Here is a 20,607-nt window from a genome sequence, read left to right on the forward strand (position 1 = left end):
CCCGCGCGGGGCCGCGTACTGGGCGTGGTGCCCCGCCGTACCGGTCGAAGCCGTGAACAACGCGCACGTCGACGTGTTGGGCGTGCTGCTGGCCGTGGCCGGTCTCGGGCTGGTGGCCGCGCCGGCCCCGGGGCGCCGGGGGCGGGAGGGGGCGGTCCTGCGGCGGCGGGCGGGGGGCGGGCTGGTCCTGGGCGCGGCCGTCGCCACGAAGCTGATGCCGGCGATCGTCCTGCCGGGGGCCCTGTCGGGCGTGCGCCGGGTGCGTGACGCGGTCGCCGTACTGCTGCCGGCCGCCGCGTTCACGGCGCTCGCGTACCTGCCGTACGTGCTGCTCTCGCACGGCTCCGTCCTCGGCTACCTGGGCGGCTACGTGGAGGAGGAGGGGTACGAGGATCCCTCGGCCGGTTCCCGGTACGCGCTGCTGAGGCTGGTGCTGCCGGGCGACTGGGCGGTGCCGGTGCTGCTGGTCGCGATGGCGGGCGTGTGCGGGTACGTCCTGTGGCGCGGGGATCCCCGGCGGCCGTGGAGCGGGGCGCTGCTGGTGACGGGGTGGGCGTTCGCGCTGCTCACCCCCGGCTATTCGTGGTACGCCCTGCTGCTGGTGGGGCTCGTGGCGCTGGACGGGCGCTGGGAGTGGCTGGGCATCGCGGTGGCGGGTCCCGCCGTCTACGTCACGGGCCAGGCGTTCGGCTCGCGGGGGGCGGTGAGCGCCACGGCGTACGGGGCGGCCGTGCTGCTGGTTCTCGTGGTCACGGCGGTGCGGTGGCGCCGGCAGCGCGGCGAGGGGCTCGGCGCGTCGTTGCGGGCGGCTTAGGCCGCCCGGTGGCGCCGGGTCAGGGCTGGTCGTACCAGGAGAAGGCTGCGATCCGCCAGCCGTCGGGGGTGCGGACGAACTGGATGGTCTTGGTCCCGCCGCCCTCGAAGGGCTCGCCGTCCAGGATCCCGGACTTGCGGTACTCACCGAATCGGCAGGCGATGTCGCCGGCGATGTCGGTCCGTTCGGAGGTCTCCCACTCGCTGAACTGGACCAGCCGGCCGTCGTTCAGCAGCTTTCGGCGGGGCTCGATGAACTCCTCCACGGTGTGGACCGTGAGCTCCGGGCCGGTCATGACGATCACCGCGCCGGGCAGGAGGAGCCGCCGGATCCGGGCCACGTCGGCGGGCTTGCCGCCCCGGTTGTCGAACGCGCCGAAGAACTCGGCGGTCAGCGCGTCTATTTCAGCCTTGGACATGCCGCGACGGTAACACGCGGCCCGCGGGGCGAGCGGGTGCGTGTTCCTGCTCGGTGGAGCGGTGTTTCGAGCAGGTATTGACATGCATCCGGCGCTGCGCTGCACTTTGCCTGCACTGTGGCCGGCCTCTGAACTCCCCCTTCCCTCCCATGACTTGGGGAATTGCCATGCGTCTGCTCAGATTGCTGATCGCCGCCGTCTGCGCGGTGGCCGCGCTCTCCTCGCCCGCTGTCGCCGTCGCCGCGCCCGCATGGGCTGCCGCCGGGCCCCCGCAGACCGTTCCGGCGCTGCGGCAGTGGACGGCCGCCGCCGGCGCCTACACCTTCACGGGCTCCAGCCGGATCGTCGTCGATCCCGCCCACGCCGCCGAGCTCTCGGCGGAGGCCGCCACCTTCGCCGAGGACCTGGGCGCGCTGGCGGGGCGTCCCATCGGCGTCGTCACGGGGAGCGCCTCCCCCGGCGACATCGCGCTGGGCCTGGATGAGACCGGGCTGCCCGCGGAGGGCTACCGGCTGACCGTCGGCCCGTCCGTCGCCGTCCGGGCCACGACCGCCTCCGGCGCGTTCTACGGCACCCGCACCGTGCTCCAGCTCCTGCACCAGTCGTCCTCGGTCCCCGCCGGCACGGCCGTCGACTGGCCCGCCAAGGCGGAGCGCGGGCTCATGATCGACCAGGGCCGGAAGTTCTTCACCGTCGACTGGGTACGGCAGCACATCAAGGAGCTGGCCTACCTCAAGCTCAACTACTTCCACTTCCACCTGTCGGACACCTTCGGCTTCCGGCTGGAGAGCTCCACCCACCCGGAGATCGTCTCCGCCGAGCACTACTCCAAGCAGGACATCGCCGACCTCGTCGCGCTCGGGCACAAGTACCACGTCACGATCGTTCCCGAGATCGACACCCCGGGGCACATGAACGCCGTCCTGGCCGCCCACCCCGAACTGCGGCTGGTGAACAGCTCCGGCGCGGCCAGTCCCGACTTCATCGACCTCTCCCTGCCCGCCTCTTACGGCCTGATCAAGGACCTCGTCAACGAGTACCTGCCACTGTTCCCCGCCCCTTACTGGCACATCGGCGCGGACGAATACGTCACGGACTACGCCAAGTACCCGCAGCTGCTGAGCTACGCCCGCGCCCACTACGGGGCGGGGGCCACCGCCAAGGACACCTACTACGGGTTCGTCAACTGGGCCGACGACCTGGTCCGGGCGGCCGGCAAGACCACTCGGATGTGGAACGACGGCATCAAGGCCGGGGACGGGACGCTCACCCCGCACCCCGGGATCCTGGTCGAGTACTGGTACGGCTACGGGCTCACCCCGCAGCAGCTGGCGGCGGCCGGCCATACCGTCGCCAACGAGTCCTGGACGCCGACCTACTACGTGCTCGGGGGCGCCAAACCCGACACGAAGTGGATGTACGAGACCTGGACCCCCGACCGCTTCGAGGGCGGGGCCACCCTCACCGACCCCTCGAAGAACCCCGGCTCGCTGCTCCACGTGTGGTGCGACAACCCCAACGCCGAGACCCAGGAGCAGATCGGCGCGGGCATCATGTACCCGCTGCGCGCCCTCGCCCAGCAGACCTGGGGCTCCGCGAAGCCGGTGGCCACGTACGCGGCCTTCACCCCGATCGTGGCCGCCGTCGGGCACAACCCCGCCTGGCCGGGCCTTGCCCAGCCCGGCAACCTCGCCCGCAACCGGCCGACCATCTCCTCCGGCACGGAGACGGCCGATTTCCCCGCCTCCCTGGCCACGGACGGCGACCCGGGCACCCGCTGGTCCAGCCCGTACGCGGACCCTCAGTGGCTCCAGGTCGACCTGGGGTCCAGCCAGGCCGTCAACCGCGTGGTGCTGCGCTGGGAGGCCGCCTACGGAAAGGCCTTCCAGATCCAGCTCTCCGACGACGCCGTGACCTGGCGCACGGTGTACTCCACGACGACCGGCACCGGCGGGGTCCAGGAGCTCACCGGACTGTCCGGATCGGGCCGCCACATCCGGGTGTACGGGACCAAGCGCGGCACCACGTACGGGTATTCGCTCTACGAGTTCGAGGTGTACGGCGGACAGCCGAGCGGCACCCGCACCCTCAGCGCGGCAGGCAAGGCCCTCGACGACCCGGGGAGTTCGAGGGCCTCCGGGACCCAGCTGATCACCTGGACACCGCACGGCGGACCCAACCAGCAGTGGCAGCTGACGCCCGACGCCGACGGCTCCTACACCATGGTCAACGGTTCCTCGAAGCTGTGCGCGGACGTCGCGGGCGGCTCGACCGCGCCCGGCGCCGCCGTCGTGCAGGCCACCTGTACGGGCGGTGACGGCCAGCGATGGCTGATCACCGCTCTCGGCGGGGGCGACCACTCGGTGGCCAACAAGAGGAGCGGACTCCTGCTGACCACCGCCTCCGGGGCGGACGGCGCCGCGGCCACGCAGCAGCCGGATTCCGGTTCGGCCTACCAGCGATGGCAGATCGCCTGAACCTACGAGGCCTTCGGCCGCCCGCGCGGGCTGCGCGCCCTTCCGGTGCGCAGCCCCGCTCGAACCGGCGGGTAACACGCTGACGGCGTGTGGAACACCGCGCCCACCACGCACGTTGTGCGGGAGATGGAGAACCGACCGAACCGCCACGACCGTCTGTTAGACCACCTCTCACAGGAGTCCCGCGTGAACCACGTACCCGCCGCCCCGCTGGTCCTCGACCCCGCCGGCGCCGACCGGCACGCGGAGCACCGGCTGCTGCGAGCCCAGGGGCCCGCGGCCCGCGTCGACATACTCGGTGTGCAGGCGTGGGCCGTCACCGACCCCGCCCTCCTCAAGGAGCTGCTCACCAGCCCCGAGGTGTCCAAGGACGCCCGTGCGCATTGGCCCGAGTTCGAGCAGGTCGTCCAGACCTGGCCGCTGGCCCTCTGGGTGGCCGTGACCAACATGTTCACGGCGTACGGAGCCGACCACCGGCGGCTGCGGCGGATGGTGGCCCCCGCGTTCAGCGCCCGCCGCGTGGCCCTGCTCCGCGACACGGTCGAGGACATCGTCGGCGGCCTCCTCGACGAGCTCGCCGCCCTCCCCCCGGGCGAGGTGGCCGATCTGCGCGAGCGGCTCGCCTACCCGCTGCCGATCGCCGTCATCGGGCACGTGCTGGGCCTCCCCGAGGAGCAGCGCGGCGACTTCCGCGCCGTGGTCGACGGGGTCTTCGACACGACCCTCACCCCCGAGGAGGCCGCCGCGAACGGGGTGCGGGCCTACGAGATGCTCGGCCGGCTCGTCGCCTCCAAGCGCGCCTTGCCCGGCGACGACATGACCTCGCTGCTCATCGCCGCCCGCGACGAGGAGGGCGACGGTTCCGCGCTCTCCGACTCCGAGCTGGCCGACACCCTGTTCCTGATGATCAGCGCCGGCTACGAGACGACCGTCAACGTCATCGACCAGGCGGTCACGGCGCTGCTGACCCGCCCCGACCAGCTGGAGCACGTACGCGCCGGGCGCGGCAGCTGGGGTGACGTCGTGGAGGAGACCCTGCGGCACGAGTCGGCCGTCAAGCACCTGCCGATGCGGTTCGCGCTGGCCGACATCCCGCTGCCGGACGGGCGGACCATTGCCAAGGGGGAGGCGATCCTCGCCTCGTACGCGGCCGCCAACCGGCACCCCGACTGGCACGGGCCGGACGCCGACACCTTCGACGTCACCCGGGTCACCAAGGACCACCTCGCGTTCGGGCACGGGGTCCACTTCTGTCTCGGCGCCCCGCTGGCCCGGCTGGAGGTCGCGTCCGCACTCGAAGGGCTCTTCGACCGCTTCCCGGCGATCGAGCTGGCGGTGCCGGCGCAGGAGCTGTTGCCCGTCACCTCCCTGATCAGCAACGGCCACCGGTCCCTGCCCGTCCGGCTGGGCCCCCCGGCATAGGAAGGATGCCGGAAGTTCACTCTTCCGACGCCTCGCGCGGGCTGATCATCAGCCTTGTCCACCCTAGGCTGCCGACATGTCTGAGGTCGGGGTCACGGTCCGGGGTTGCCGGCTGTTCGGAACGCTCGGGTCGGTGCTGCTGGCCGCCGGGAGCTGGTCGGCCGGCGCCCTCCCGTTCGGCGTGCCGGACGGGGTGTGGGCGCAGCGGAGCCCGGCGCACACGGTGCTGGGGGCGGCCGCGGCGTACGCGGGGCTGGTGCTGCTCGTCGTCGCCTGGTGGCGGCTGGGCGGGCTGCTGCGGGCCGGGGAACCGGTCGGCGGCGGACAGCTGCGCTCCGTGCTCTGGTCCTGGGTGCTGCCGCTCGTACCGGCCCCGTTGATCTTCAGCAATGACGCGTACAGCTATGTCGCCCAGGGTGCGCTGGCGGTCCGGGGCTGGGACGTGTACCGGCTGGGGCCGTCGGTGCTCGGCGGTCCCATCGCGCACAACGTCCCGGAGATATGGCGGGACGCCCCGGCGCCGTACGGGCCGGTGGCCGTCGCGGCGACGCGGACCGTGGTCGCCGTCACGGGCGAGCACCACACGGTGGCCGCGGTGCTGGGCATGCGGCTGCTGGCCCTGTGCGGGCTGGCGCTGATCGTCTGGGGCGTGGGGCGGCTCGCTTCCCAGTGGGGCGCCACGCGCGGTTCGGGCCCCGGCGGCGCGGAGGCCGGGGCGCTGTGGGCGGCCGTGCTCAACCCGCTCGCCCTGGTGCACCTGGTGGGCGGGGCCCACAACGAGGCGCTGATGATCGGCCTGATGCTGGCCGGGCTGGTGGCGTTCCGCCGGGGGCACTGGGTGCTGGGCACCGTCGTGCTCGTCGCGGCGACACTGGTCAAGGTTCCGGCCGCGGTGGCTCTGTTGTGCGCCGGGGCATGGTCCGTGGGCGGCCTGCCGGACCGGCGTGCGGCCTGGCTGCGGACGGCCGGGATCACCCTGGCGGGGGGCGCGGCGCTGGTGCTCGGCGTGGCGGTGTGCGGCCAGGGCTGGGGGTGGCTCGCGACGCTGCGGGGCCCGGCGCAGGTGTACACGGTGCTCTCGCCGAGTACGGACATGGGCCGGATCCTCGGGCTGCTGTCCGAGGGGCTCGGCCTGGGGACGGCGGCCGGCGCGATTGCCGCCGCCCGGTCGGTCGGGTTGGTGCTGGGCGTCTGCCTGGTGGGTTTCTGCGCGTGGCGTGCGCCGCGCACGGGACCCGAGTACGCCAGCGGTATGGCTCTGCTGGGGCTGGTGGTGACCGCGCCGGTCGTACAGCCCTGGTACGTGCTGTGGGGGATGGTCCCGCTGGCGGCGGTCGCGTGGCGGCTGCTGGAGGGCACGCCGGCACGGCTTGCGATGCTGGTGCTGCTGTTCATGGTGCTGCCCAGTGGGACGTCGGCGAATTGGCCCTACGCGGTCGCTGCCGTCACGGGTGCGTCGGCGGCCATGGCGGCGCTCGTGGCCTGGGGTCCGCCGGGGCTGGGGGCGGTACCCCGTCTCCGCCTCCAGGAGCGCGCGTGGGTACGGGCGGCGGCCAGGACCCGCCGGTGAGGCGGCGGCCGGAAGTCCATGGGGGCTGCCAGGGCCGGCAGCTGTGGCGAGGTACCCGTCCGGGCGGACCGGGAACAGCCCGCGACCGTAGGGCTCGTACGCCCCCGTCCGCGCGGTACGCAGCCCCGGCAGCGGCGGCAGGCGCTCCGGCAGCGGGGTGTCGACCGCGAGTAGCGGGGCGGGGTCGACGCGCTCACCGGTCATCTTGACGCCGCGCTGCCACCGGACCGTCGACCGGCGGCCGTCGGCGGCGACGTACCCCCCACGCGGACGGCCACCCTCTCCCGCCTGCTGCGGGTGAGGGTGGCCGTGATGCACTCCGCGTTCTGGACGAGGCCGGTCGGCTCGACCCCGCACACCCGGTGCTCCCCCGCAGGGGACCCGCCGCGCGGTGCCGGATCGGCTGACCGCTACGGGCCGGTGAGCGCCGGCCGCCGGGCCCTGCGGGCCAGGGTTACGGAACGTTCGTCACGGTCTCGCAGCGGACCGCCACGTCGGCGCCGTCCGTCCCGTCGCAGGTGTCCTTGGCGTCCTCGCCCCCGTCCATGACGTCGTTGCCGCCGGCCACCGCGTCCGGCGCGATCGGCGCGCTCTGCGCGGGCTTCGCCGCCGGGGCGGGGCGGCTCTGGCCGGCCGGCCGCGCGGGCTTGCCGGTCAGGCCGCTCTCGCCCTTCCCGTGCGCGGCGTGGCCCGAGTTGCTGTCGCCGATGACGGTGTCGACGCCCGGGCCGCCCAGCAGTACGTCCGCACCGTGGCCGGTGGCGCTGCCCTCGGCGGAGGAGTCGCCGGTGATGCTGTCGTCCCCGGGGCCGCCGTCGATGAAGTCCCTGCCGCCGCCGGTCGCGTTGATGCCGCCGCGGCTGTCGCCGATCATGGCGTCGTTCCCCGCCTCGCCGAACATGACGTCGTCGCCGCCGCCCGACGCGGTGGATCCGAAGGCCATGCTGTCGCCGCCCATGCGGTCGTCACCCGGTCCGCCGAAGAGGACGTCGTTGCCGCCGCCGTCCACGGAAGTCCGGGTGGAGAGCAGGTCGCCGCGCATGAGGTCGGCGCCCTCACCGCCGTCCAGCTGGTCGTCGCCCAGGCCGCCGGCGATCGTGTCGTTGCCGCCGAGGCCGCAGATCAGGTCGTTCCCACCGAGTCCGTCGATGGTGTCCGCCGCCTCCGACCCGATGATGACGTCGTTGCCCTCCGTCCCGGTGATGGTCCCGGAGCCGGTGATGGTGGCGGGCCGCCCGAAGCAGGTGGCGTCGGCCGCGTGGGCGAGGGTCGCCGGTGCCCCGAAGGAGAGCAGGGCGGCTGCGGTCAGCATCGTGAGCGACTTACGGCAAGGCATACAGACCCTCCGGTCGGAGTGGGCACAGCCGTTCCGGCTGTCCGGGGAACCAGGCTCGAATCGTGGGGAACATATGGCGCAAATGCCTTGAATGCAAAGAACTGCATAGCTTTTTGTATGCCTTCCGCCCGGTTGGCCCCGGCCCGGTGGTCCCGGACGCGGACGGCCGTCTGCGCATGCGCACCGCGCGTGATCGCGTGAAGCTGGGGTCAGCCGATACGCAACGCCCCTCGGAAGGGTCTGGACTCATGCCGCTCACGCATCGCAAGGATCTCGGTCTGCTCGCCCTGCGCCTGGGCACCGGCGGTGTACTGCTCGCCCACGGATCGCAGAAGCTCTTCGGCTGGTTCGGCGGGGGCGGTATCGAGGGCACGGCCCGTGCCATGGAGCACATGGGCTTCACCCCGGGCCGGGAGAGCGCGATCGCGGCCGGACTCGGCGAAGCGGGCGGCGGGGTCTTGCTCGCGCTGGGACTGGCGACCCCCGCGGCCGGCGCCGCGGCCGCCGGGGCCATGGCGGGGGCGGCCGCCGTGCACGCGCCGGCCGGGTTCTTCGCCCAGGGCGGCGGCTTCGAGTACCCGGCCTTCCTCGGCTTCGCGGCGGCCTGCCTGGGCCTCTCCGGACCCGGCCGCTTCTCGCTCGACCATGCGACCAGGCACCGCCTGGACCGGCCGGCCACCGTGGTGGCGGCCTTCGCGCTCAGCGCGGCCGCCGCCACCTTCGTACTCAACCGCCGGGCCGCGACGCTCGCCGCCGCCGAAACCGCCGACGCCTCCGGCCCGGACCGGGACACCGACAGCCGGACGGCGTAACCGCCGCCGGCCGGTCGAGGAGGGGGCGGGCCTACCAGCCGAAGCGGCGGTCGACCTCTCGGGAGAACTCCTCGAACGTCAGGACGTCGTCGCCGTTCTTGTCGGCGGCGTCGAAGAGCGCGGACGAGGCGTCGACATCGCCCAGACCCCAGAACGGCAGGTCCCCGTGGGCGGCCAGGGTCGGCCCCTTCGCCCGCAGAGCGGTGATCACTTCCAGCCGGGTGAGGGTGCCGTCATGGTCGAGGTCGAGCGCCTCGAACAGTTTGCGGGCCTTCGCACTCATCGCGTACGTCCTTCCGGGTGGAATCGGCAGGCACTGCCTGCCGCCAGCCCAAGGCGCACCCCGACGGGCCCTCGGGGGCGGGTCCCCGGCGCCGACAAGCACCACCGCGCCGCCCGTTCCGGCCGGTCCGAAGCCACCGGACCCCCCGGGCCGCGCCGTACCCCGACCCAGCAGCCGCAGGAATGAGGAACCAGGCGGATGAACGAGACACCACCCCGGCACGCCGCCGCGGAACGGGCCGTCACGGTCCTGATGGCGGTGGTCCCGTGCGGAGCCGATACCGCGCGCCGGATCCTGACGGACGCGGCCCGGGCCGCCGGCGTCGGGCTGCGCGAGACGGCCGACGCCGCGCTCGTACTGGGATGCGGTGGCAAGCCTGACGCCGCGCTCGGCAGGGCCCTGGCGGACGCCATGGACGAGGCCCGCTCCGCCACCGAGCCCGCCGAGCGGCCGTACACACGGCTGCTGCCCGACCCGGGCACCATCGGCGCACTGCTGAAGCGGCACCGTGCCCTGCGCCGCCGCGCCCTGGCAGCGCCCGAGGACGCGACCGTACGCGACGAACTCGACGACGCGACGTACACCCTGTGCGTCCTGATGGGCCGGCGCAACGCCCACACCGCGCTCCGTTCGGCCGAACTCCTCATCGGCGCCGAGTGGCTCGGCACCACCACGCGCACCGGACGGGACCGGAACCCGGACGCCCCGCACCGTTTCCGCGGTACCGGCACTCACCGGCGTTCGTCATCGTGAGCCCGCCGGCGGCGCCGGCCGTACCGCACTCCCCGGCCGTACCGCACTCCCGGGCGAGGACCTCCGACGGATGAGCCCCCTCGAACTGCGCTCCGCGGCCGTCCGTCCCTCGAGCACCTCCCGGCGGGCGCTGCTCGCCGGGTCGGTCGGCAATCTCGTCGAGTGGTACGAGTTCGGCGTGTACGGGAGCCTGGCCACCGTCATCGCCGCGAACTTCTTCCGGTACGAGGGGAGCAGCGGCGCCGAGGCGCTGGTGGCCGCCTACGCCTCCTTCGCGCTCGCGTTCTTCTTCCGGCCCGTGGGCGCCGTGGTGTTCGGGCGGCTCGGCGACCGGCTGGGGCGGCGGCCCACCCTCATCGTGGTGGTCGGCCTCATGACCCTCGCCACCGCCATGATCGGCCTCCTGCCGACCCGGGCCGCCATCGGCGCCGCGGCGCCCTGGCTGCTCACCGTGTTGCGGGCGCTGCAAGGGCTGTCCGCGGGAGGCGAGTTCGGCGGGGCGGTCTCCCTCATGACGGAGTACGCGACCGTCGGCCGGCGCGGCCTCTACGGCGCCTGGCAGTCCTTCACCGTCGCACTCGGCCTGCTCACCGGAGCCGGTACGGCCGCGGCCCTGGCGAGCGCCCTGCCCGCCGAGGCGCTGAACTCCTGGGGCTGGCGGGTCCCGTTCCTGCTGGCCCTGCCGCTCGGCGCGGTGGCCCTGTGGTTGCGGACCGCGCTCGACGAGCCGCCCCTGCCGCCGGCCCCGGCCACCCGGACGGACATGGCGCCCGCCGGCCCCCGGGAGCTCGCGCGGGCCGTCGTCCTCGGCATCGGCCGGATCATGGGCTGGTCCGCGGCCGGGTACACCTTCCTCGTGGTCCTGCCCTCGTACCTCCAGGCGGCCCTCGGCGCTTCCCTGCGCGAGGCCCTGTTCGCCACCGCGCTCGCCAACGCGGGATTCGCGGCCTCGATCCTGCCCGCCGGGGCGCTCAGTGACCGGATCGGCCGGCGCCCGGTGATGCTGGGCGGGGCCCTCGGCGTCACGGTGCTCGCGCTCCCCCTCCTGCACCTGCTCCAGTCCCCCTCCTCCTCGCCATGGTCCCGGGGCGGGGCCGTCCTGCTCGCCGGCGCTCTGGTCGGCCTGATGGCCGGACCCGGGCCGGCCATGCTCGCCGAGATGTTCCCGCGCAGGGTGCGCTGCACCGGGCTCGGGCTGGCCTACGCCCTCGCCAACGCGGTGTTCTCCGGCTGCGCCGGGCTCGTCATCACCGCCCTGATCGCTTGGACGGGAGACACCGCGGTGCCCGCGTACTACGCCGCCGGAACCTGCGCGCTCAGCTGCTGCGCCCTGCTGAGCCTGCGCGGCCGGGGCCACCGGGAGCCGCTGGGATGAGGGTGATCGGGCTGATGTCGGGGACCTCGCACGACGCCGTCGACGCCGCGGCCGCCGACCTGGAACTCTGCGCCGAGGACGGTACGGTGCGCCTCGTGCCGCTGGGCATGGTCAGCGAGCCCTACCCGGCCGACGTGCGCGCGGCCCTCGCCGCAGCCCTGCCGCCCGCGGCGACCACCCTGGCGGAGGTCTGCCGGCTCGACACCCGGATCGGGCAGGCCTTCGCGGCGCTCGCGTCACGCGCCGACCGGGAGCTGTGCGCGGGTCGCGCCGAGTTGGTCGCCTCGCACGGGCAGACGGTGTACCACTGGGCCGAGGAGGGGCGGGTGCACGGCACGCTCCAGCTCGGCGAGCCCGCCTGGATCGCCGAGCGCAGCGGCTGCCCGGTCGTCTCCGGCTTCCGGCCGCGTGACGTCGCGGCCGGCGGGCAGGGCGCGCCGCTGGTGAGTCTGATCGACCTGATGCTCCTGCGCGGGCGCCCCGGTGTGCCAGCCGCCCTGAACATCGGGGGGATCGCCAACGTCACGGTCCTCCCGGCGGGCGGCGAGCCCCTGGCGTTCGACACCGGCCCGGGCAACGCCCTGATCGACGCCGCGGTCCGTGATCTGAGCTCCGGGGAGCTTGCGTACGACGCGGACGGCGCGCTCGCCGCCGCCGGGCGCGTGCACGAGGGGCTGCTGGAGGCCCTGCTGTCCGGGGAGCCGTACTACCGGATGCCGCCTCCCCGGACGACGGGCAAGGAGCTGTTCCACACGGGCTACCTGCGGGCACGGCTCGCGGGGATCGGCGAACTCCGGCCGCAGGACCTCGTCGCCACCCTCACGCGGCTGACCGCCCGTACGGTGGCGGACGCGCTGCGCCCGCTCGCGGCCACGGAGGTGTTCGTCTCGGGCGGCGGCGTACGCAACCCCGTGCTGATGGCGATGCTCAGCGAGGAGCTGGGCGGCGCCGCCGTCCGCGGATCGCAGGAGCTCGGACTGCCCGCCGAGGCGAAGGAGGCGTACGCCTTCGCCGTGCTCGGGTACCTCACCCTGCACGGGCTCCCGGGCAACGACCCGGGGTGCACGGGCGCCGCGGGGCCGCGCGTACTCGGTTCGCTCACCCCGGGCAGCCGCCCGCTGATTCTTCCCGCCCGTCCGGGCCGCGCCCCGCACACCCTGACCGTACGGGCGCCGGCCACCGTACGGGCCACCGTGTGAGCGGCGCCGAGGGCGCGTCCCGCCCTCCCGCACGACGGCCCGCGGGGCCGGTCAGCGGCCGGCCGGGGGTTCGAGCAGCTCGGGGCCGTTGTTGCGGACGCTGTTGACCGCGGTGGAGACCGCCCGTACGTCGAGGTGGCCGTCGGCCGGGGTGTGGAGCAGGGCGCGGAGCTCGTGGACGTCCTCGTGGGCCGGGTCCAGCCAGGCGTCCCGGTCCTGCGCCGCCACGGCCAGCGGCATGCGGGGGTGGATGCGGCCGGCCGCGTCGGTCGCCTCGGTCGTGATGACCGTGGTGGTGACGAGCCAGGCGGCCGGGTCGTCCTCGTCGGTCACGGCCGGGTCGCGCCAGAACTCGTACAGTCCGGCCATGGCCATCACCCCGGCATCCTCCGGCGTGATGAAGTACGGCTGCTTGTACGCCTTCGCCGTGGCGGTGGCGGCCACCGGCTGCCACTCGTAGAACCCGTCCGCGGGCAGCAGGCAGCGGCGCCGGGTGAAGGCACGGCGGTAGGCCGGCTTCTCGTGCACCGTCTCCACCCGCGCGTTGATCATCCGGGCGCCCCCGCTCGGGTCCTTGGACCAGGAGGGGACCAGGCCCCAGCGCACGGTGCGCAGCCGCCGCTCGACCTCCCCCGTCGCGTGGTCGGGGCGTTCGAGGACCGCCCACACCTCATCGGTGGGGGCCATGTTCCAGCTCGGTGCCAGCGTCTCCCGGGGGTCCCAGCGGGCCTCGAACAGATCGGCCAGGTCCTCGGGGGCGCGGCTGGAGGCATATCGACCGCACATGCCCTCCACTGTCCCACCCGCAGGGCCGCCGTGACGGCGCCGCCCCGCCGTGCCGGCGCCGCGGGCGCGGGGATCAAGGAGGGGTACGTGCCCGCAGCCACCGGGGCGGCCGCCCGGGCCGCTCACCGCGGACGGCCGCCGTCTCCAGCCTAGGCCGCACTGCGGCCACCCCGCTCGGTGAGGCCGCCGGGCGCCTCTCCGACCCGTACGGGCGGCCCCCTAAGGCCGCATGGCCTGGCCGCCGATGTCGGCGGCTCCGTCGAGCAGTTCCTGCCACCACGACTGCACCTCGCGGTGGTTCATCGTGGACCAGGCCGGGGTCTGCTCCACCTGGCCCCGGCCGAGGCGGCGGGCCAGGGCGACCATCTCCCGCCCCGCCGCGCCGCGCGCCGCGTGGTAGCCGTCCAGCAGTTCGGACCAGGTGCCGGCCCGGCGCCAGGCCTCCTCGAACGCGCTGGCGTCCTGGAGCGCCTTGGCGACCCCGCTCGTGTTGTGCGGGCGCACCACGGTCGCCGCGTCGCCCGCGAGCAGCAGGCGCCCGGCCGTCGTACGGGCCGCCTCAAGGTCGTAGATGGGCTGGACGTAGGTGTCGGCGGGCTCCGTCAGCGCGAGCACCCGCGCCCAGTGCGGCGGGAACTCACGGTCCAGCAACGTCCCCAGGTGCGCGGTGAGTTCCTCGGTCACCCGCCCCGGGGGAAAGCTCGTGGGATCGTCGAACGGCAGCCGGCCGCTGTTCGGGGGCGTGGCGTACAGGACCCAGTTCACCCGCGGGCCGTCCGGCCCGGGGATCGGGTAGATCACGCAGCTCCCGCCGGTGAAGCAGACCGTGGTCACCGCGTCGGAGGGCACGCCTCCGTCGCCGAGGCCCTCCAGCCGCCGGGCGTCGAGGTTGCCGCGCCAGCAGACGTACCCGGCGTAGACCGGCCGGGAGTCGGGACAGACGGCCTCGCGCACCACCGAGCGGTATCCGTCGGCGCCGATGACCAGGTCGTACGGCTCGGCCCGCCCGCCGGCCGTCCGCACCTCGGCGCCGGCGCCGGTGTCGGCCACCCCCGTCACCGCCGCGCCCTGCCGGTAGACCACGGAGGCGGGCGTCGCCTCCCGCAGCCCGCGCCACAGGAGGCCCCAGTGGTAGGAGTGGAAGGGGAACGGCTGCTCCCAGAACACCCGCCCGGTCGGCCCGGCCGCCGCGTCGTCCCGGACGATCCAGCGGCGCCGGCCCAGCGGGTGCGCGGCGATGCCGGCGGGCAGGGCCCCGGTCGCGGTGAGTTCGGCGGCCCGGCCGTCGTGGATGCAGAGTCCGAGTCCCCGGTCCGCCAGCCGTCCCTGGGTGCGCTCCAGCACCACGACCTCGTCGGCGCCCGCACGGGCCGCCGCCGAGGCCAGCGCGCACCCCGCGACGCTCCCGCCCACCACCGCGACCGTACCGCCTCGCATGACTGCTCCCCTCCGCAGGAACTCCCCGGGTCCGTCAGCCTACTGAGAACCGCCCGGCGGGGTGGGCGGTTCGGTTCGGCGGCGGCCGGACGTGCGGGGCGGCGCCCTCCTGCGCCCTCCGGCGCCCTCCGGAGCGATCCGGGGGAAGGAGCGGGGAAGGGGGTCGGGTCGGGGCGGGGGGAATCAGCCGGCCAGTGCCGACGAGACGACGGCGCGGGCCTCCTCCTGTACGCGGGCCAGGTGGTCGGAGCCGAGGAAGGACTCGGCGTAGATCTTGTAGACGTCCTCCGTGCCCGACGGGCGCGCCGCGAACCAGGCGTTCTCCGTGGTGACCTTGATGCCTCCGATCGCGGCCCCGTTGCCGGGAGCCTCCGTCAGCACCGCGGTGACGGGCTCGCCCGCCAGGGTGTCGGCGGTGACCTGTTCGGGGGACAGCCGGCCGAGGACCGCCTTCTCCTCCCGGGTGGCCGGGGCGTCGATCCGGGCGTACGCCGGCTCGCCGAAGCGGGCCGTGAGGCCGGCGTACCGTTCGCTCGGGGTCTGTCCCGTCACGGCCAGGATCTCCGAGGCCAGCAGGGCCAGCAGGATGCCGTCCTTGTCGGTGGTCCACACCGAGCCGTCGCGGCGCAGGAAGGAGGCCCCGGCCGATTCCTCGCCGCCGAAGCCGATGGTGCCCGCGGAGAGCCCGTCCACGAACCACTTGAAGCCGACGGGGACCTCGACGAGTTCGCGGCCCAGGTCGGCGGCCACCCGGTCGATCATCCCCGAGGACACCAGGGTCTTGCCGATGCCCGCTTCCGCCGGCCACTGCTCGCGGTGGTCGTAGAGGTACTCGATCGCGGTGGCGAGGTAGTGGTTGGGGTTCATCAGCCCGCCGTCCGGGGTGACGATGCCGTGCCGGTCGGCGTCCGCGTCGTTGCCGGTGGCGATCTGGAACCGGTCCCGGCCCTCGATCAGCGAGGCCATCGCGTACGGGGAGGAGCAGTCCATCCGGATCTTGCCGTCCCAGTCCAGCGTCATGAACCGCCAGGTGGGGTCGGTGTACGGGTTGACCACGGTCAGGTCGAGCCGGTGCTCCTCGGCGATCCGGCCCCAGTACGCCACGGAGGCCCCGCCGAGCGGGTCGGCCCCGATGCGCACGCCCGCTGCGCGCACGGCGTCCAGGTCGAGCACGGACGGCAGATCGCGTACGTACGCGCCGAGGTAGTCGTACGTCCCCGTGGTGGGCGCCGCCGACGCGCGCGCGAAGGGGATGCGCCGGACCTCCTTCATCCCGCCGCTGATGATCTCGTTGGCGCGCTCCTGGATCCAGCCGGTCGCGTCCGATCCGGCGGGCCCGCCGTGCGGCGGGTTGTACTTGAAGCCGCCGTCCGCGGGCGGGTTGTGCGAAGGGGTGACCACCACGCCGTCGGCCGACGCGGAGGAGCGGCCGCGGTTGTGGGTGAGGATGGCGTGCGAGACCGCGGGCGTGGGGGTGTAGCCGTCGGCGGCGTCGACCAGCACGGTCACGTCGTTGGCGGCGAAGACCTCCAGGGCGGTCACGCGGGCGGGCTCGGACAGGGCGTGGGTGTCCGCGCCCAGGAACAGGGGGCCGTCGATCCCCTGCCGCGCCCGGTACTCGCAGATCGCCTGGCTGGTCGCGGCGATGTGGTCCTCGTTGAAGGCCGTGGCGAGGGAGGATCCGCGGTGTCCCGAGGTGCCGAAGCTGACGCGCTGGCCGGGATCGGCCGGATCCGGGTGCAGGGCGTAGTACGCGGTGACGAGCCGTGCCACGTCGACCAGGTCCTCCGGGCGCGCCTGCTGCCCCGCTCTTTCGTTGAGCATCCGGCCTATTCCTCCGTACTGGATCAAAGAGAACAACGGTGGCCATTGTGTCGCCCCCTGAACGTGCCCGCACCGCCACGCCCCCACTCGGCCCGCGCCTGTGCCCCGGGTCACGCCATCGGCCGCGGCGCGGCTCGGCCGGCCCGGGGGCCCAGCGGGGCCGGGCCGTGTGAGCCGGCCGTGACAACGCTTGTTGCCGTTTCCGGGACGGCCGGGGTGGAATGTCTGCATGGACACACCGGCCGACCCGCCCGCGCCCTACCAGTCAGTTCTCGACGAGGTCGGCCCCCGGCTCAAGCGGCTGCGCGCCAAGCGCGGCCTGACTCTGGCCGCGCTGTCCGAGACCACCGGCATCTCCAAGAGCACCCTGTCCCGGCTGGAGTCCGGCCGGCGCCGCCCCAGCCTGGAACTGCTGCTGCCGCTGGCGGGCGCGTACCGCGTGCCCCTGGACGACCTGGTGGGAGCGCCGGAGGTGGGCGACCCCCGGGTCAGGCTGACCTCCCACGAGCTGCCGTACGGTGGTTCGTTCGTCCCGCTGTCCCGCACCCCCGGGCCCCTCCAGGCGTACAAGATGATCATCACCGACCGGGGTTCCGAGCCGGACCTGCGCACCCACGAGGGGTACGAGTGGATGTACGTGCTGGAGGGCCGGCTGCGCCTGGTGCTCCCGGAGCACGACCTCGTCCTCGGACCGGGCGAGGTCGCCGAGTTCGACACGCGGCTGCCGCACTGGTTCAGCAGCGCCGACGGCCGGCCCGTCGAGGTCCTCAGCCTGTTCGGCCGGCAGGGCGAACGCATGCACGTCCGCGCGAGGCCGACCCCGAAGCCCGCCCCGGGGCCCGCCTCCTAGGCGGCCCCGGGCGCGGGCCTCGGACGGGTCAGTCGGGCAGGGCCAGGAGCATCAGCGGGCGGGTGGTGGGCCGGGCGGAACCGCCCGCCGGTTCGACGGTCAGACCCACCCCCGAGGCGCCCTGGACGCCGCCCTCCATGAGCGTGGCCCCGTCCCGCGTGAGGAGCCCGGCCGGCCGCATGGCGCCGTGGTCGTCGAACCAGAGCTGGTACGTCCGGCCCGCGCCGGGGTCGGAGAGCCCTGCGGCCATGAACACCGCCCTGTTGCGCGACGTGGAGCTGACCACGGAGGTGGTGGCTCCGCCCGGGGTGCGGCCCCGTACCGTACGCGCGTCGGAGGCGGCCACGACGGCGCTGACGTCCTGGAGGCGGCGTTCGGAGGCTTGTGCCTGCTGCCTGGCCTCCTCGGCGAGCCGGTTCTGCCGGACGGTGACCCCGCCGAGCACCGCCGCGGCGGCGATGCTCGCGGCGATCGCCAGCGTGATGGCCTTGCGGCGCAGGATGGCCGTGAACGTCATCGGCTGCCTGCCCGCCGCCGGGACCGGCGGGGGCAGTTGACGGACCGAGTCGATGCCGTGGAGGACCGCGTCCCTCATGCGCGCGGGCGGCGCCAGGGCGACGGCGCCGGCAAGGCGGGCGGCCGTGGCCGAGAACTCCGCCACCTCCTGCCGGCAGGAGGGGCAGTCGCCGAGGTGCTCGCCGAACACCTCGTGTTCGGCCGGTGCGAGGGCGTGGAGGGCGTACGCGCCGGTGAGGGTGTGCAGTTCCGCGTCGTGCTTCATGTCGTGCTTCATGTGGTCACCCCCATGCAGTCGCGCAGCCGGATGAGTCCGTCGCGCATGCGTGTCTTGATCGTGGGCAGCGGAGTGCGCAGGGTCTCGGCGACCTCGCGGTAGGTCAGGCCCTGGTAGTAGGCCAGGGTGACGGCTTGGCGCTGGATCTCGGTCAGGCCGCGCATGCAGCGGCGTACCTGCTCGCTCTCCAGCCTGGTCTCGACCTGTTCCGCCACCTCGTCGAAGGGGCGCGCCTGCTGGCGGGCGGCCTGGTCCTGTTCGCGGTTGATCGCGGCCTGGGCGGAGCGGACCCGGTCGACGGCTCGCCGGTGGGCGAGGGTGGCGGCCCAGCTGAGCACGCTGCCCTGGTCGGGGCGGTAGCGGGCGGCCTGCCGCCACAGGTCGATCATCACCTCTTGTGCCACTTCCTCGGACTGGGCGCGGTTGCGCACGACGCGGACGACCAGTCCGAAGACGATCCCGGACAGGGCGTCGTACAGCGCGGAGAACGCGTCCTTGTCGCCGCGGGCCACCCGGGACATCAGCTCTTCGAGCCGGGGGGCCGCGGTGTCCGGGACACCGAAGGGCAGCGGTTGCCCGGTGGGGGCGGAGGGTCCGCCGGGGTCCGTCCGTCGCATGGCTGTCCTTCCCGTCGCAAGGAACGGCTCCTTCACAACGAGAGCCGACCGCTCCGGATGGTGCCAGGTCCGCGTTCTTGACCGGTCTTCGCAGCAGACATCTGTACGGATTGGTCAACCGGGTCGCCAATTCCCGATCAATGTGCAGTAGGCCGTGGCCGATCCCGGTCACGGTCCCGGTAAGTCACACCAATCCGCCGGAACTTCGGCCCCGAAGGAGGGGGAGACGCCGTCTGCGACCCGACGGCGGCGTGGCGACCGGTGGGGAGTGACCGATGGTGCGTACCCGGAGTGCGGCCGGGATCGACGGCGGCCTGCGTGGAGGAGGCGGGCCTCGGGCCTCGGGAGTGGCCGGGGCTCGGCGTCCGGCCGCGGTCCGCGGCCACCGTCCGGGCCGGGAGCCGCCGCCGAGCCGTCCGACCCCTGCTCGGCGGGCTGCCCGTGCGGCCCCGACCCGATCGCGCACTCCAGGAAGGCAGCCTCTCGTGACCCTTTCGCCGACCCGTACCGCCGCAGTCCCCGGCTCCTCGTCCGCCTCCGGTGCCGACCCGGAGGCCTGGCCGGACGTGGCGCGGCCGCCGGCCGCTCCCTTCGGGCACGCGGCGGTGGCCCGCCGCCTGGTCCGGCGCGCCGTGACCGCCCTGCCCCTGCGCTGCCGCTTCGGCGCCGAGCCGGCCCTCGGCACCGGGCCCTCGCTGACCGTCCACGACCCGGACGCCTTCTTCCGCCGGATCGGGGCGCAGGGCCTGATCGGCTTCGGCGAGTCCTACATGGCGGGCGAATGGGAGAGCGACGACCTGACCGGCCTGCTGACCGTACTCGCCGCGCACGTGGACGACCTGATGCCCGTCCCGTTGCGCCGGCTGCGCGGGGCGTGGGTGCAGCGCAGGCCCGAGGCCGAGCTGAACTCGCGGACCGGCGCCCGGGAGAACGTCCGCCGCCACTACGACCTGTCCAACGAGCTGTTCGCACTCTTCCTCGACGAGACGCTGTCGTACTCCTGCGCCGTGTTCACCTCGTTCCCCGCGCGCCGCACGAGCCTGCCGGCCGCACAGCACCGGAAGATCGACCGGCTGCTCGACCTCGCCCGCGTCGGCCCGGGCAGGAGCCTCCTGGAGCTCGGCACCGGCTGGGGCGAGCTCGCGCTGCGCGCGGCCGCCCGCGGGGCGCGCGTGACCACGGTGACGCTCTCCGCCGAGCAGCAGCACCTCGCCCGCCGCCGGATCGCCGAAGCGGGGCTGGCCCACCGGGTGGACGTGGAGCTGCGGGACTACCGTGATGTGGAGGGCCGGTACGACGCGGTGGTGAGCGTGGAGATGATCGAGGCGGTCGGCAGGGACTTCTGGCCGACGTACTTCGCCGCCCTGCGCGATGCGGTGGCGCCCGGCGGACGGATCGCGCTGCAGTCCATCACCATGGGGCACGAGCGGATGCTGCGCACCGCCCGTACGCACACCTGGATCGGCAAGTACGTCTTCCCGGGCGGCCTGGTCCCCTCCCGCGAGGCCATCGAGGCGCACGCGGGCGGCGCGGGACTGCGGATCGTCTCCGACCAGGGGTACGGGGACCATTACGCGCAGACGCTGCGCCTGTGGCGGGAGCGCTTCGAGGAGCGGGCGCAGGAGCTGGCGGCGCTCGGTTTCGACGCGACGTTCCGGCGGATGTGGGAGTTCTACCTGGCCTACTCGGAAGCCGGGTTCCGCTCCCGCTGCCTCGACGTGCGGCAGCTGCTCCTGACCGAGGACGTGCCGCCGGGGGCCCGGCCGTGACCCCCTCGGCCGGGGCCGCCGTTCCCGGGCTCCTCCCGCTGCCGCTCCGGGGAGGCCGCGCGTGAGGGCGCC

Annotated in this window: 17 protein-coding genes and 1 pseudogene; 10 read left to right on the forward strand and 8 right to left on the reverse strand. The window is 74.2% G+C overall.

Going from position 1 to position 20,607, the window contains the following annotated elements; all coding sequences use genetic code 11:
* Positions 1-814, forward strand: a pseudogene (locus ACS04_RS25145) (glycosyltransferase 87 family protein); the annotation flags it as partial.
* Between the two features lie 19 nt (positions 815-833).
* On the opposite strand, the gene ACS04_RS25150 reads toward ACS04_RS25145, so the two are convergent.
* On the reverse strand, positions 834-1,232 hold the full coding sequence (locus tag ACS04_RS25150) for a Cif family virulence factor (protein ID WP_048479042.1): 399 nt from the start codon (positions 1,230-1,232) through the stop codon (positions 834-836).
* Between the two features lie 167 nt (positions 1,233-1,399).
* Here ACS04_RS25150 and ACS04_RS25155 point away from each other — a divergent pair, with 167 nt between their 5' ends.
* The 3 genes from ACS04_RS25155 to mptB all read left to right on the forward strand — a co-directional run bounded on the left by ACS04_RS25155 (position 1,400) and on the right by mptB (position 6,701).
* Positions 1,400-3,709 carry a family 20 glycosylhydrolase gene (locus ACS04_RS25155; RefSeq protein ID WP_048479043.1) on the forward strand — a complete coding sequence of 770 codons (2,310 nt, stop codon included), beginning with the start codon at positions 1,400-1,402 and terminating at the stop codon, positions 3,707-3,709.
* Between the two features lie 186 nt (positions 3,710-3,895).
* Positions 3,896-5,131 (forward strand): cytochrome P450 family protein, encoded by a 1,236-nt coding sequence (locus ACS04_RS25160; RefSeq protein ID WP_048479044.1) that lies wholly within the window; start codon positions 3,896-3,898, stop codon positions 5,129-5,131.
* Between the two features lie 76 nt (positions 5,132-5,207).
* Positions 5,208-6,701 (forward strand): polyprenol phosphomannose-dependent alpha 1,6 mannosyltransferase MptB, encoded by a 1,494-nt coding sequence (gene mptB / locus ACS04_RS25165; RefSeq protein WP_158977494.1) that lies wholly within the window; start codon positions 5,208-5,210, stop codon positions 6,699-6,701.
* Positions 6,702-7,155: 454 nt separating this feature from the next.
* Here mptB and ACS04_RS25170 read toward each other — a convergent pair whose 3' ends face one another.
* Positions 7,156-8,013, reverse strand: a complete 858-nt coding sequence (locus ACS04_RS25170; RefSeq protein ID WP_048479045.1) for a calcium-binding protein — start codon at positions 8,011-8,013, stop codon at positions 7,156-7,158.
* Positions 8,014-8,285: 272 nt separating this feature from the next.
* Between ACS04_RS25170 and ACS04_RS25175 the strand changes: the two genes are divergently transcribed.
* The gene (locus ACS04_RS25175) at positions 8,286-8,849 is read left to right on the forward strand and encodes a DoxX family protein (protein ID WP_048479046.1); all 564 of its coding nucleotides are present in this window, start codon (positions 8,286-8,288) and stop codon (positions 8,847-8,849) included.
* A gap of 31 nt (positions 8,850-8,880) precedes the next feature.
* On the opposite strand, the gene ACS04_RS25180 is transcribed toward ACS04_RS25175, so the two are convergent.
* Positions 8,881-9,132: an EF-hand domain-containing protein gene (locus tag ACS04_RS25180; protein WP_048479047.1), complete on the reverse strand. Its 252-nt coding sequence runs from the start codon at positions 9,130-9,132 to the stop codon at positions 8,881-8,883.
* Between the two features lie 198 nt (positions 9,133-9,330).
* Between ACS04_RS25180 and ACS04_RS39555 the strand changes: the two genes are divergently transcribed.
* The 3 genes from ACS04_RS39555 to ACS04_RS25195 all read left to right on the forward strand — a co-directional run bounded on the left by ACS04_RS39555 (position 9,331) and on the right by ACS04_RS25195 (position 12,459).
* On the forward strand, positions 9,331-9,885 hold the full coding sequence (locus tag ACS04_RS39555; RefSeq protein WP_053080942.1) for a DUF5133 domain-containing protein: 555 nt from the start codon (positions 9,331-9,333) through the stop codon (positions 9,883-9,885).
* 70 nt (positions 9,886-9,955) lie between these two features.
* Entirely contained in the window at positions 9,956-11,260 is a 1,305-nt protein-coding gene (locus tag ACS04_RS25190) for an MFS transporter (RefSeq protein ID WP_048479048.1), read from the forward strand.
* Positions 11,257-12,459: an anhydro-N-acetylmuramic acid kinase gene (locus tag ACS04_RS25195; RefSeq protein ID WP_048479049.1), complete on the forward strand. Its 1,203-nt coding sequence runs from the start codon at positions 11,257-11,259 to the stop codon at positions 12,457-12,459. The genes ACS04_RS25190 and ACS04_RS25195 overlap by 4 nt, the downstream gene beginning before the upstream one ends.
* Positions 12,460-12,510: 51 nt before the next feature.
* Here ACS04_RS25195 and ACS04_RS25200 read toward each other — a convergent pair whose 3' ends face one another.
* From ACS04_RS25200 to pgm, 3 genes are all read right to left on the reverse strand, one after another.
* Positions 12,511-13,245 carry an SOS response-associated peptidase gene (locus tag ACS04_RS25200; RefSeq protein ID WP_048479050.1) on the reverse strand — a complete coding sequence of 245 codons (735 nt, stop codon included), beginning with the start codon at positions 13,243-13,245 and terminating at the stop codon, positions 12,511-12,513.
* A gap of 219 nt (positions 13,246-13,464) precedes the next feature.
* On the reverse strand, positions 13,465-14,682 hold the full coding sequence (locus tag ACS04_RS25205) for an FAD-dependent monooxygenase (protein ID WP_048479051.1): 1,218 nt from the start codon (positions 14,680-14,682) through the stop codon (positions 13,465-13,467).
* 183 nt (positions 14,683-14,865) lie between these two features.
* A complete protein-coding gene (gene pgm / locus ACS04_RS25210) occupies positions 14,866-16,506 on the reverse strand; it encodes a phosphoglucomutase (alpha-D-glucose-1,6-bisphosphate-dependent) (protein ID WP_048479052.1) in 1,641 nt (546 codons plus the stop codon).
* A 229-nt stretch (positions 16,507-16,735) separates the two neighbouring features.
* On the opposite strand from pgm, the gene ACS04_RS25215 reads away from it, so the two are divergent.
* Entirely contained in the window at positions 16,736-17,356 is a 621-nt protein-coding gene (locus ACS04_RS25215; RefSeq protein WP_048479053.1) for a helix-turn-helix domain-containing protein, read from the forward strand.
* A 28-nt stretch (positions 17,357-17,384) separates the two neighbouring features.
* On the opposite strand, the gene ACS04_RS25220 is transcribed toward ACS04_RS25215, so the two are convergent.
* Both ACS04_RS25220 and sigK read right to left on the reverse strand, forming a co-directional pair.
* Positions 17,385-18,149, reverse strand: coding sequence for an anti-sigma factor (locus tag ACS04_RS25220; RefSeq protein WP_245236536.1), 765 nt, complete (start codon positions 18,147-18,149; stop codon positions 17,385-17,387).
* Positions 18,146-18,766, reverse strand: a complete 621-nt coding sequence (gene sigK / locus ACS04_RS25225) for an ECF RNA polymerase sigma factor SigK (protein ID WP_078865289.1) — start codon at positions 18,764-18,766, stop codon at positions 18,146-18,148. Before sigK ends, ACS04_RS25220 begins: the two co-directional genes overlap by 4 nt.
* Positions 18,767-19,251: 485 nt before the next feature.
* Here sigK and ACS04_RS25230 point away from each other — a divergent pair, with 485 nt between their 5' ends.
* Positions 19,252-20,535, forward strand: a complete 1,284-nt coding sequence (locus ACS04_RS25230; protein ID WP_048479055.1) for an SAM-dependent methyltransferase — start codon at positions 19,252-19,254, stop codon at positions 20,533-20,535.
* Positions 20,536-20,607: the final 72 nt, after the last annotated feature.

This window comes from Streptomyces roseus (genome assembly GCF_001044425.1).
Classification (GTDB): Bacteria; Actinomycetota; Actinomycetes; order Streptomycetales; family Streptomycetaceae; genus Streptomyces; species Streptomyces roseus.